Origin of the sequence: Modicisalibacter luteus DSM 23508 (assembly GCF_000378505.1) — a bacterium.
In the GTDB taxonomy this organism is placed as follows: domain Bacteria; phylum Pseudomonadota; class Gammaproteobacteria; order Pseudomonadales; family Halomonadaceae; genus Modicisalibacter; species Modicisalibacter luteus.
Genome location: NZ_KB899995.1, coordinates 36,077 through 48,422, shown reverse-complemented (window position 1 = coordinate 48,422; position 12,346 = coordinate 36,077). Strand labels below are relative to the sequence as shown.

The following is a 12,346-nucleotide window of genomic DNA, read 5'->3' as shown; positions in this document are numbered from 1 at the left end:
GGTTCTAGCTGGAATCCGGACAGTGATGCGCCTGAGAATGAGATGAGTCCATGAGCAATGCGGTTAAGGGAAACGTGGTTGTGCTACGTCCAGCCACTGAAAGCCGGACAGTTAACAGCCGACAGGCAAACGATGAAGCTCGGGGGCGCAAATACCTTATGCGCGACGAAGTCCATCGGCTCATAAGGGAAGCGAAGCACAACCGCCATGGGCACCGTGATTCCTTGATGATTCGTATGGCTTTCGAGCATGGGCTGCGCGTCTCCGAGCTAGTTAGCCTGACTTGGCAAGCTATTGACCTCGACAGTGGTCATCAGCTGAGCGTATCGCGAGCGAAAGGAAGTCTTGATGGTACGCATCCTGTCCAAGGCGAAACGATCCGGGCATTGAAGCGCTATCAGCGAGAGACCAAGCGCTCGCATGGCCTCGTGTTCGTGAACGAGCGGGGCACCCCAGTCAGCGCAGACGGCTTCCGTCGCATGTTCCACCGTCTTACGGAGCGCGTACTCGGGGTAAAGTGGCATCCCCATGCACTACGTCATGCCTGTGGCGTCCACTTGATCAACAGCGGTACGGACTTGCGCACCGTGCAGCAGTATATGGGCCATGCCAACATCCAGAACACGGTCGCGTACACGGCTCTTACGGGGCGCCCGTTCGAGAAGCTGCGCTTCTAGTCCCTCTTCAAGCGACTTCCAGCCTACAAGCCTGCCTATCTGGCTTGCACCCGACAGCTCAATTCGTTGTACAACCCAGCAAGGCAGCGCGCGCCTTATTCAAAGCCTCGTTGTACAACACCCGAAGCCATGCACTCCCACTAGAATGCCACCGGTGTGTCGGGACAGAGAGCTTAAAGGCTCTGAAATACTAACCTGCTGAAGCGACCGCTACCCTCTAAGTACCTACCTGAGCGCAGGTCAATCAGCCTGCGCCACACCAACTTGCGTTGACAAGGCGATTGGATTTTTGCCTACGCATCGTGCACAACTTGCCATTCCGCCTCAGTCTATAGTTGGCAACGACCGCTCTGCAGTGGCGCGAAAGGCACTGGTACGTACTGGAGTCCGATAGTTCGTTTTCGCACCCCCGGCCTTCGAGCTAGACCGTGATAGTTTTTCTGCCACAGCGAGTTACAAAGTACGAAATGAGGCCATTAACCCTTACTGGCAGGGGCACATCACGCAGGCCAGAAGGTCCTTTTAAGGGCCCTCTGGCCTGCGCGGCAACAGGTTTGGACACAAGCAGGGCCCATTCGACAGGAGGTAACACCAAGTACTGGGGTAGTACGTAGTTTGGGATAATAGGGGGTAGTCAAAGGGAGCCGTTGTGGAGGGCCCTGCCGCTGGTAAGCCGTTCTGCCCTATGTGCAGCTCTTTGAGGCCTCGTTCTTGAAACCCGTCCACGAGGTCGAGGGGCTGGGCTGGATGCGGCTGGTACTGTAGTCGTTGGCTGTGGCCTTTCGACCATATTTGCTGTGTTCTTTAGCCCCATAAGATAAGCGGTACAGGCATGCCAGATAGGCATCTTTGTCCTGCCGATCCAGCCGGCAGGCCCTCTCATAAAGCCAAGCGGTGGCCCCCAGCCGCTCGGCTGCAGGCTTTAGGACGCTATCGAATATACGTTGTGGAGCTCGTACCACGTTGCCGTCGAGCATGATCGCCATGTGGTAGTGCTGCTTCCTCGCGCGGTCCATTTCGCGGAACCAAGCGAATCCAACACGGCGAAACGCAGGTCTACATGAGGCGGCCCTGCTGCTCGGCTTGGTTGTAAGCATCTTCCGAACTGACCGCACATATTGGGACATGACCGCATTGTCCGGCGTGTACGTGCTCACGTGTACGCCGAGGTAGATGGTCAGCACCTTGTTATGGTGGGTCAGCATGGCGTCTACTTGGCGTTTAGCTGCACCCAGCATTTCCATACTGCATCCCGATCCCTTCAACGTGTTCAGGTATACAGTTAGACCGTCCATGGTCGCAGTGGTCTCTGTGGTATAGGTTTTCATCGCCTCTCGCAATTCTAGTTGTTTCCAGCATCGGCCCGGCTTCCTGTGGACACTATTAAAAACCTAGTGGACACGGCTTTTGCCTCATTACAACTCAGCTGTGCCGGAGTTAGTTTCAACGCCGTTCATACATCTTTTCAGGGTACAATTTCGGGAGACAGCCCATTTGCACTCCATGAAGACCTAGGCTGATTCCAGCCATTGCGAACAGGCGCCCTACAACTAAAGGCACCCTTGCTGTACGCTAGTCAGCTCTACTAAGTATCTTCCTGATATCATCCATCGTTCGGACACCCCGCCTCCCACAGGCACGCTCCAGCCTCTTAGGGCCATGGATATTGGCCAAACTGAGTAGCCGGCGACAGCTCTCATAAGCATGCTCAGGGTACTCAGCCTGATCCATCCTTGTCCGAACCCACTTGGTGGTGTTACGCCCGATTCTAATTGCCCAGCTCATGAAGCGATCTCGTGACCGCTCTCGGGCAACCTGAGCACCACGCGTCCTCATATGAGCAGGCTTCGTCTGGTAATATGTGCTTGCCTGTCTTGGATGGTCTGCAACCAGACGCTGTCCGTTATAGACCCGCACACGGTCTGCTGAGGCTTCAACCTCGACAGCTTGACCGACAAGTGCGTATGGCACCGAATAAAACACCATGCCGTACTTGACGTGACTGCTGAGCCCGACCTTTACTGACTTCCGATGCGTGAAGGCATCGGAAGTCTTGATAAGGGCGTTAAGCCTGCAGCGTTCGACTCTTTCCAATGCTCGCTGAATTGGTTCAGCCGGATAGTAGTCAAGCCCTGAGCTATTCCACTCTGCTGCTAGTACTTGAAGCTTCACTTTCATCAAAGCGAGCTGAGATTTTCGATACGCAGCAAGCTGACTAGCTACCCAGTTAAACGCACTCGAAGCAAGGTCACTACCCGGCCCGCTCCACTGTTTTCTAGGCACGCTCACGGTCACACTCGTGCCAAGAGTACGTTCCAGCAGCCGATAGTCCTCAATACCTTTAATCGGGGGTATTACCACCTGTTGCGGCACTCCACCGACATGTGCAAACAGGCGTGCCATGCAGTCGAACAATTCAAATGGACTGCCATTAGGCACATAGGCGTCGAGATATAAGTAGTTCGATGCTGGGAGCAGCCCCACAAACAAACTCATTCTTGGGGAGCGTCGATCTGCTACCGTACACTCGATGACCGACACAATGCAGGTATGGGCTGGCATGCAGTGGACCGATGACGAAGCAGGCTGTGCGGATAACCATTCGTTGTACAACTCGCAAAACCGCGAGTAGCCGAAAAAAGCCTTTTCCTCACTGCGCAATTGCTCGAAGCAGAACTTGCGGGTCATGCCGCTCTGGAGCTGATAGTGTACTCGGGCCCAGTCCGTATGCTTGGTATGGGAAGGGTTGGGATAAACCCACTGCAATAGCATGGCATCAGTCACTTCGCTGCCAGCCTGAATCGCTTCAAGGAAAGGTCCGTACGCAGATTTCAGTACCTTGTGCGCACTGGACGGACCTACCCCCACCTGCTGGGCTATTCGACGGCAGGAGAGGGAGCCGCCACTATGTCGCAGCTCGATCACGTTACGAATATCGGCAGAAGATAATCGCTGCTTGGGCATACGTATGATCCCTCACCTCGCCTTGGCGATGGGGCCACACATCAGCTCGCCCTCTGGCTCGCGCCTGTCGCAAAGGCCTCTGGGTCTTTGAGCCACTCCATTAGCTCGCTGAGGAGCCAGTAATGGCAGCGCAGACCGGTGCGCCGGCGGCGAGGGAAGCGTCCTTCTTGCTCAAGACGCCAACGGTACGAGCGAGAAATGCCTGTCAGCTCGTAACACTCGCGCTCACGAATGCCGCGATCCAATGGGATAGGCTGGCAGAATAGGGGGGTAGATGACGACACTACGATGTCTCCGGGATTCACAAGTCTCCCAGACATCATTTCGTGTCTTGACTATAAAGGGGTACAGATCGACGAAATGTAATACACGACGTCGTTAGGTATCACTTCTGCCGGGGTTTTCCAAATGAACGCGGCAAGATCCCTTCTGCCGCAAGTTCTTGTGTCGCCTCGGACATGTCTCGATTAGCGTTTATCGAGAACTCGACGCCAGCCATCTGACAGAAACGAACCAGCATAGACCTCGCCTCACGGGGCGATGCAGCTCTGATCGCAGGCTTTTCCGTCCAAAAGTGCATCACGGCCTGCTTGATCGCATCAATTCTTGCCTGCTTCTTATTCCTGCGAGCTTCGTTGGCCGGCTGGACTTGCTGCTGCCTGAACCGCTCAGCTTCTGTCTGATCGATCACATGAAATTTACCTTCCCAGCCTGAGCGACCTGCTGAGGTTCTCTCAAGATCATCACTGTTGAGATGCTGAAGCAGTTTCCCAATACGGGTGCTCGATTCCTCAGATGCGGTATCCCAGCCCTCTCGTTCGGCAGCCTGCCCTTCACGTTTGGCAGAGAGAGCCTCATAACGCTCAAGGATTCGGCCAGCACGAGACTTTTTCATGAGTAGAAGCCCTATCTGAATCGTAGTCCGAGGGAAGCTATAGCGTATATAGCTGCGCCGCAACAGGTCTCACCTGAAAGCATCCTCCGTGTGCGTTGTGCCGAGCCCTTTTATATCCTGCTTGCAGTTAGGTTAATACTGTATGCCAGCAATGTGGTGGGTAGCTTGGCGGGTTGAGGTTTACATCGGCGACCTAAACAGCTCCACCCCCTGTGCTGCAGGGATTTATCATTTTTATTGCTTATTCAGATCCAGAATATTGAGTGAATACTCTCCTTCGGGATGCCCGTCACGCACCCCGACCCTTTCCTCTCATGCGCTACGCTGAAAGCTGCCCCTTCACCAATGGCCTTTGATGTCAGCTTAGGGCTTGTCTAAGCATCGGCGAGCGAAGCCCAGACAAGGCAAAATCGGTGAAAGAACGGAATCTACATGGTGTAAATGCGCATCTTGAGCGGGTTGTTAACAATGTGATCAAGCGCAGACATTTTCAGACAGACCGTAGGAAGCGCTCATGGCCATCACCCTCTACGCCCATCGCCTCTCCCAGCCCTGCCGGGCAGTCGAAATAACACTGCGTGAGTTATCAATCGATTACGGCTTCCACGAAATCGACTTTGCCGGTGGAGAGACACGCATGTCCTGGTATGCGCAGATCAATGCATTCCAGACCGTGCCAGCGCTGGAGGTAACACAGGGGGACGATGGGAAAGGGCTCGTACTCGGCGAAAGCCAGGCCATCATGATGTATCTCTGCCGCACGGCCCCGGATCAAGAGGCCGCACAGCGGTGGTACCCAGGCGATCAGGACGCGGCGCGTGCGGCACAGATCGATCAGTGGCTGGCCTGGTATCAGGGCAACCTGCGCCGCTTCGACATGTTTCACCACATCATGAACCTGCACCTGACCCTGCCGATGCTCAAGCGTGAGATTCAGAGCACCTTGATTACGTCTTTACAGGCGGGGCTGAACCAGGGGCTTGCCACCCTTGAAGCGCATTTGGAGCGCCAGCAGCACGACGCGCACCCGCCGACAGCACTAGGCGACGAACACCCCACGCTGGCCGACCTCGCCATGAGCTGCGAGCTCCATCAGATCAAGGCAGCGGGTTACCGGTTTGGGCGCTATCCGCTAGTCAACCAGTGGCTGGAGAGCATGGCCGAGCGGGTCCATTTCCGGGACGTGTCAAAGGAGGTCGATACGTTGGGGCAGGAGATCCGAGAGCAGAGCGGGGCGTATCTGGCGCTGGATGAAGCGTTTGGGTGAGATCAAAGATCAATATCGCCAAGTGTGGCGCTAAGCGACTCTATACCGGCTAAGCTCTCGAAGCATCCAACTCACCGAGGCCCTTATGGCAGTTACGGAGTCGCCCCTCCCCACCACATCCAACCTGGCACGTTACAAGGTCATTCTTGCCGGGATCAGTGCACTTATCCTGACGGTCGGGCTGGCCCGTTTCGCCTACACTCCCATGCTGCCTATCATGCGCGACGGCGCCGGGCTGTCCGATGTTGCCGGGGGCTGGCTGGCGACAATCAATTACCTGGGCTACATGAGCGGCGCGCTGCTGGCGTCCTGCATTGGCCGGCTGTCGGTCAAGTTCACGCTCTATCGCATGTGTCTGGTGTTGGGAGTGGTTACCACACTGGGCATGGGGCTGACCGACAATGTGGTGCTCTGGGCCATCCTGCGTTTCGTGGCGGGGGTCTCCAGCATCGCCGGGTTGTTGCTGGCCTCGGGACTGGTGCTCAATTGGCTGACTCGCCACCATCACCGGCAAGAACTGGGCCTTCATTTCACCGGTCTGGGATTGGGCGTCGTGGTGTCCGGCCTGGCGTTGGCGAGCATGGTCGAGTGGACGAACTGGGCCGAGCAATGGATCGGGCTGGGCCTGCTGGGCCTCGTGTTCTTCGTGCCGGCGTGGCGCTGGCTCCCTGCGCCACCGCCCATCTCCGCCAAGAACACCGCCAAGGCGTCTCAAGGGCCATCAAGGCGCTGGCTGGCGTTGATGATTGCTGCCTATTTCTGCGGCGGGTTCGGCTATGTCGTCGGGGCCACCTTCATTGTCGCCATCCTCGAAAACCTGCCCTTACTGGCTGGCGAAGGCAGCTGGGTATGGGTGATCGTCGGGCTGGCTGCCGTACCATCCAGCTTCCTCTGGGACCGGGTAGCCAGAGCATTTGGCCCCATCATGGCGCTGCTGGTTGCCTATGGACTGCAGACGGTGTCGTTCGTGTTGCCGGTGGTAAGCAACGACACCCTGATCAACCTGCTTAGCGCCGTGCTCTTTGGCGGCACCTTCGTAGGTGTCGTCAGCCTGACGCTGACGTTGATCGGTAGCCGCTACCCTAACAACCCGGCCCGCGCCATGTCGCGCCTGACACTGAGCTACGGCGTTGCGCAAGTGGTGGCGCCGGCCATGACCGGCTATATCGTTGCCTTTACCGGTAGCTATCATGGGGCTCTGCTAATTACGACTGTGGTGATGGTCGTCGGGATGGGGCTACTGCTGGCCCTGAGACAGATAACGCCGCCTCCGCCTGGAGCGGCTTGAACGCTTGGCCCGATTACCCCGACGACGCCATTACCGTTATGCTGATTGGGGCATGCCACTGTCAGGGAGAGACACCATGACCATAGATTCAGCCACCACCGCCGAGCTCATCGACATCGTCCGCCGCGCCGCCAAGGCGGAGATCCTGCCGCGTTTTCGCAACCTGGACCCAGAGTCGATCCAGACCAAGACATCGCCAGAGGACTTGGTGACCATCGCCGACCAGCGCGCTGAAGCCTTCATCCAGCGTGAAGTCGCCGAGCGTTTTCCCGAGGCGACAATCGTCGGTGAAGAGGCGACCTCCGCCGACGCGGCAATACTCGAACATATCGCCGAAGCCGAGATGGCGGTAATCATCGATCCTATCGATGGAACGTGGAATTTTGCCAGGAACCTGACCCAGTTCGGCGTGATTCTGGCCGTGGCCAGCCGGGGCGAGACGGTATTCGGCCTACTCTACGATCCAGTGATGGATGACTGGATCATGGCCCACCGTGGCCAGGGCGCATTCTATATACGCCCGGACGGCACCGAGCGACGAGTGGCGGTTTCGGCCAAGGAAAGCCTGGAAGAAATGACCGGTTTCACGTCACTGCGCCTGTTCCCGAAGGATTTGCAGTACCGGCTGGCGGCGACGTTTCCCGATTTCAGTCGCATGATGAGCATCGGCTGCGCCTGTCACGAGTATCGTACCCTGGCCAGTGGCTTCGGGGACTTCAGCCTGATCGGCGCCCTGATGCCATGGGACCATGCCGCCGGCGTGCTCGTGCATCAGGAAGCCGGCGGCTATTCGGCGCTGCTCGATGGACGGCCATACAAACCGACGATTCATCAGGGTCGGTTACTGCTGGCCAATAGCCGTGAAACCTGGGAACAGTTGCGCGAGCGTTTCACGTTCATGGCAGAGTGACTTAGGCGCCTTCAGGCGACGCCACAGCCTTGGCCCGCTCGATACGCAGCCCTATCAGGAAGATCAGCAGGCCACCCACGGCGAGTACTGCCCCTACCAGGCCGGTGGTCGACCAAGCGAAACCGAGCTTGATCGTGACGCCGGCCAGCCAGGCGCCGAGCGCATTGGCGCAGTTGAACGCCGCATGGTTGAGCGACGCGGCCATGGTCTGGGCATCTTCCGCCACGTCCATCAGGCGCGTCTGCAGGGCCGGACCGAGGGCCATGCCAGTCCCCACCAACCCCACGAACAGTATACCCAGCCACACCGAGTTGGCAGCGAAATAGAACCCGCCCTGGACGATGACGCACCAGATGAGGATCACCGGAATCGCACGCAGCAGGTTTTTGTCGGCAGCCCGCGCCCCGACCAGGTTGCCGATGATAGTGCCGATACCGAAGACCGCCAGCACCAGCGGCCCCAGCGATTCCTGCATGCCGGCCTGCTCGGTGAGCGTGGGTACCACGTAACTAAACACGGCGAACATGCCACCGAAGCCAATGCAGGCCACCCCCAGGGTGAACAGCACGCGTTGCTTGATCATTGCGGTCAGCTCACGCTTGGGGCTGGCCTGGGCATCGCCAGGCTGCGAGGGCACCCATAGCAGAATCAGCAACGCCGTTACCAAGGCGATGATACCCACCCCGGCGAAGGCGATCTCCCAGCCGAGCAGGTTACCCGCCCAGGTGGCCAGGGGCGCACCGGCCAGAATCGCCACGGTAAGCCCCAGGATGACCCGGCTCACGGCCCGGGCGCGCTGCTCGATGGGTACCGCCGCCGCGGCAACCAGTGCCGCCACGCCCAGATAGGCGCCATGCGGTAGCCCGGCGATGAAGCGCAGCGCCACGAAGGACCAGAATCCCGGCGCGAAGGCACTGGCCAGGTTGCCAATAGCAAACATCAGCATCAGACCGATCAGCAGCGCCCGCTTAGGCACGCGCGCAGCCAATGCAGAAATGATCGGTGCCCCTACGACCACGCCCAGCGCATAGCTGCTGATCGCATAGCCGACGTCGGGCACCGCCACATGCAGGTCATTGGCGACACGGCTCATGAGTCCCATGATCACGAACTCGCCGGTTCCGATACCGAAGGCACCCAGGGCCAGGGCCAGCTCGGCCAGGCGGGGATGGGCAGCAGCAGCGTCACGCATCGCGCGAGTGACAGCGTTCATGAAATCGACCCTTACGTAGAATGCTCAGATGCGGTCGGCCGTTGGGCCGACGACGCGAAACGATGACCCGGCAGGCGTTCGTGCCCGAGTGGCAGCGTTGCATGCCGGAAAAAGCGAAGATACTCTCAGAATAAGACGAAAGTATAAAAGAACTTCTACCTATCGCGTGATTGAAAATCCTCATGCCCGAACTCATTCGCCGCCCCTTCGTCTTCCTGCGCCACGGCCAAAGTGTCTGGAATCGCGAAGGGCGTATCGCCGGCAGCCAGGATGTGCCGCTGACGCCTCAGGGCGAGGACGAGGCACGCCGGGCCTTTGCGCTGCTCGGCGAAATCGACTGGCCGCTAATCGTAAGCAGTCCGCTCGAACGCGCCCGACGTACCGCCGAACTGGCTACCGGACGCCATCCTCACCAGTTGATCGAGGGGTTGAAGGAGCGCCACTGGGGTCATTTCGAAGGCCAGCCCGCCCCTCGTCCAATGCCTTACCTGCTCGAACCCGAGGAGGGTGAATCCTGGGAGACATTTGCCGCGCGCATTGTCGTCACTCTCAATACGATTCTGGAGAGCGAAGCGACACCTCCGCTGGTGGTGGGGCATTCGGGGCTGATCCGGGTGATTCGATTCGTGGCCTGCGGCTCGCCGGAGGGGCCGCGCACGGCCAATGCACAACCGCTATGGGTCGCGCCCGAGACACGGGCACAGTGGGAAATGCGCCCGCTCTCGTTATCGGATATCGCGCACCTGCCGCGCCTTACGCGGTCTTGACCGACCAGGGCAGCGTTTCGCCGGCGCGGAACGGCACCAGACGATGTTCATCCCCAATGATCTCTGGCACCTGACGCGGCGAGCGAACCAGCTCGATGGTGTCCTCGTTGGGCGCCAGCCCGTAGAAGCGCGGGCCGTTGAGCGAACAGAACGCCTCGAAATGCTCGAGGGCATTCTCCTCCTCGAACACGCTGGCATACACTTCCAACGCTGACGGCGCGTTGAAGACACCGGCACAGCCACAACTCGTTTCCTTGGCTTCCACCACGTGCGGTGCCGAGTCGGTACCCAGAAAGATACGTGGGTTGCCGCTGGCTATGGCCTGGCGCAGCGCCTGCTGGTGGGTACCACGTTTGAGAATCGGCAGGCAGTACAGGTGCGGACGAATGCCGCCGACCAGCATGTCGTTGCGGTTGTGTGCCAGGTGCTGCGGGGTGATGGTCGCGGCGAGATAGTCGTTGCCCTCGCACACGTACTGGGCGGCCTCGGCGGTGGTAATGTGCTCGAAGACGATCTTGAGCTCGGGGAACTGACGACGAATCGGCTCCATGACTTCGTCGATGAATACTTTCTCGCGATCGAAGATGTCTACCTCGGCGTGGGTCACCTCGCCATGGATCAGTAGAGGCATGCCCAGGCGCTGCATGGTCTCGAACAGCGGATAGATCGCCTTGACGTCACGCACGCCATGCGCGGAGTTGGTTGTGGCATTCGCCGGGTAGAGCTTGGCAGCGGTAAACACGCCCTCAGTGTGACCCGTCTCGAGTTCCTGCGCGGTCACGCTCTCGTTGAGGTAGCAGGTCATCAGCGGCGTGAAGTCATGGCCAGCCGGCAACGCCGCCAGAATGCGTGCCCGGTAGTCGCGGGCCGCAGCGACCGTGGTCACTGGCGGTGCCAGGTTGGGCATGATGATGGCGCGGCCGTAGAGCCCGCTGGTGTAGGGCAGCACCGTCGCCATCAGGTCGCCGTCGCGCAGGTGCAGGTGCCAGTCATCGGGGCGGCGGATGCGTAGCGTGGTGGCGGGGGCTGTCATATCGGGCTCCGTAGGTAGTTAAGCGGATGGCGCCAGCGCCTGGCGTCTCACCAATAATACCAGCGCCACGGCCGAGAGTAGCCCCACCAGCACGGCAAATCCCATTCCGGTCGTCGCCAAACCGATGGCACGCGCTGTCAGGCCGATACCCACCACTGGAATCGAGATAGCCACATAGGCGACGAAGAAGAACGTCGAGGTCACCGTACCACGCTGATCCTTCGGGCTCGCCGCCGTAACCATACCCAGCCCGGCGCGAAAGCCGATGCCTTGGCCCAGCCCTACAATCACCGCCCCGCTCAGGAACACCGATAGCGAGGCCAGGCCGATACCGGCACCGACCAGACCGACACCGAGAATCACTACAGCGCAGCCGGTCGGCAGTCGCCACGCCTGGGGGAAACGGCGCTCCATCAGTTGGCCTACCGTCGAGGCGAAGAACACCACCCCAGCGACAACCCCTACCAGCGCCCGATTGTCGTGACCCAACACCTCGTTCATGAAGGCCGGCGCCGTGGCAGTGAAGAAGCCAAGCACCGCGAATCCGGCAAACCCGGCCATGGCCGCCGGCAGAAAGGCTCCACGCACCTCCTGGGGTATAAGTAGGCGCTGCAACTGGAGTCGTGGATGTGCGGGACGCTCGACCGTCTCGTGGGCCAGCCACACGGCAATCACGGCGATCACCAGCAGCCCGAGGTGCACGGCGAACGCCAGGTGCAGCGGCCACGGCGCATACTCGCCGAGAAAGCCGGCAACCACCGGACCCAGCCCCAACCCACCCATGTTGGCCGCGGTCGCCATGAAAGTGGCCATGTGTTTCCAGGCCCTGGGGGCAAGCTCGATGACCGCTACTGTAGCCGTACCGGTGAAGATGCCTGCAGACACGCCCGAGATCATGCGCCCGGCCAGCAGCATGACCAGACTATCACTGTTCAGGAAGATTACATCGCTGAGTGCCGAGGCGAGTAATCCCCCGAGCAGCAACGGCTTCCTCCCGACCTGGTCCGACCAGCGCCCGGTGGTAATCAGCGCGGCGATCACGCCGACAGCGTAGGCGGCGAAGATGATGGTGATCATCAGTTGGGAAAAGCCGAAGCGCTGCTGATAGACCGGATAAAGCGGTGTCGGCAACGTGGTGCCCAGCATGGTGAGCAGAAAAGCGAAGGCAACGCCCAAAAAGATCAGGCGTGACGAGGCTGCGTCGGCATGGGACGAGGACGGTGACATGGCGCATCCTTGTGCATGAGCTTATGCAAGAGACTGTCGCGACAGTGTAGGGCGAGCGGGACAATATGCGATAATGCGCGTTTTCCTTGTAGCGTCTCAATCGGA

General features: G+C 59.3%; 12 protein-coding genes. 5 read left to right on the top strand and 7 right to left on the bottom strand.

Annotated elements, in window-relative coordinates:
* Positions 1 to 158: 158 nt before the first annotated feature.
* A complete protein-coding gene (locus F568_RS0111360; RefSeq protein WP_019018849.1) occupies positions 159 to 677 on the top strand; it encodes a tyrosine-type recombinase/integrase in 519 nt (172 codons plus the stop codon).
* 683 nt (positions 678 to 1,360) lie between these two features.
* Here the strand turns inward: F568_RS0111360 and F568_RS0111355 are convergent.
* From F568_RS0111355 to F568_RS0111340, 4 genes are all read right to left on the bottom strand, one after another.
* Positions 1,361 to 2,005, bottom strand: coding sequence for a YagK/YfjJ domain-containing protein (locus F568_RS0111355; RefSeq protein ID WP_019018848.1), 645 nt, complete (start codon positions 2,003 to 2,005; stop codon positions 1,361 to 1,363).
* Positions 2,006 to 2,249: 244 nt separating this feature from the next.
* Positions 2,250 to 3,641 carry a Mu transposase domain-containing protein gene (locus F568_RS0111350; RefSeq protein ID WP_019018847.1) on the bottom strand — a complete coding sequence of 464 codons (1,392 nt, stop codon included), beginning with the start codon at positions 3,639 to 3,641 and terminating at the stop codon, positions 2,250 to 2,252.
* A 41-nt stretch (positions 3,642 to 3,682) separates the two neighbouring features.
* A complete protein-coding gene (locus F568_RS26365) occupies positions 3,683 to 3,961 on the bottom strand; it encodes a helix-turn-helix transcriptional regulator (protein WP_083933032.1) in 279 nt (92 codons plus the stop codon).
* 65 nt (positions 3,962 to 4,026) lie between these two features.
* A complete protein-coding gene (locus tag F568_RS0111340; RefSeq protein WP_019018845.1) occupies positions 4,027 to 4,536 on the bottom strand; it encodes a hypothetical protein in 510 nt (169 codons plus the stop codon).
* A 514-nt stretch (positions 4,537 to 5,050) separates the two neighbouring features.
* Here F568_RS0111340 and F568_RS0111335 point away from each other — a divergent pair.
* From F568_RS0111335 to F568_RS0111325, 3 genes are all read left to right on the top strand, one after another.
* Entirely contained in the window at positions 5,051 to 5,803 is a 753-nt protein-coding gene (locus F568_RS0111335) for a glutathione S-transferase family protein (RefSeq protein ID WP_019018844.1), read from the top strand.
* Between the two features lie 85 nt (positions 5,804 to 5,888).
* Complete coding sequence (locus F568_RS0111330; protein WP_019018843.1) at positions 5,889 to 7,091, top strand: YbfB/YjiJ family MFS transporter; 1,203 nt, start codon at positions 5,889 to 5,891, stop codon at positions 7,089 to 7,091.
* Positions 7,092 to 7,167: 76 nt separating this feature from the next.
* The gene (locus F568_RS0111325) at positions 7,168 to 8,001 is read left to right on the top strand and encodes an inositol monophosphatase family protein (protein ID WP_019018842.1); all 834 of its coding nucleotides are present in this window, start codon (positions 7,168 to 7,170) and stop codon (positions 7,999 to 8,001) included.
* 1 nt (position 8,002) lies between these two features.
* On the opposite strand, the gene F568_RS0111320 is transcribed toward F568_RS0111325, so the two are convergent.
* Positions 8,003 to 9,214, bottom strand: a complete 1,212-nt coding sequence (locus F568_RS0111320; protein ID WP_026300489.1) for an MFS transporter — start codon at positions 9,212 to 9,214, stop codon at positions 8,003 to 8,005.
* A 182-nt stretch (positions 9,215 to 9,396) separates the two neighbouring features.
* Here F568_RS0111320 and F568_RS0111315 point away from each other — a divergent pair, with 182 nt between their 5' ends.
* Complete coding sequence (locus F568_RS0111315) at positions 9,397 to 9,981, top strand: histidine phosphatase family protein (protein ID WP_019018840.1); 585 nt, start codon at positions 9,397 to 9,399, stop codon at positions 9,979 to 9,981.
* On the opposite strand, the gene pyrC is transcribed toward F568_RS0111315, so the two are convergent.
* Both pyrC and F568_RS0111305 read right to left on the bottom strand, forming a co-directional pair.
* Positions 9,968 to 11,014 carry a dihydroorotase gene (gene pyrC / locus F568_RS0111310; RefSeq protein ID WP_019018839.1) on the bottom strand — a complete coding sequence of 349 codons (1,047 nt, stop codon included), beginning with the start codon at positions 11,012 to 11,014 and terminating at the stop codon, positions 9,968 to 9,970. The two genes, F568_RS0111315 and pyrC, sit on opposite strands and share 14 nt — an antisense overlap.
* An 18-nt stretch (positions 11,015 to 11,032) precedes the next feature.
* Positions 11,033 to 12,241, bottom strand: coding sequence for an MFS transporter (locus F568_RS0111305; protein WP_019018838.1), 1,209 nt, complete (start codon positions 12,239 to 12,241; stop codon positions 11,033 to 11,035).
* Positions 12,242 to 12,346 lie beyond the last annotated feature (105 nt).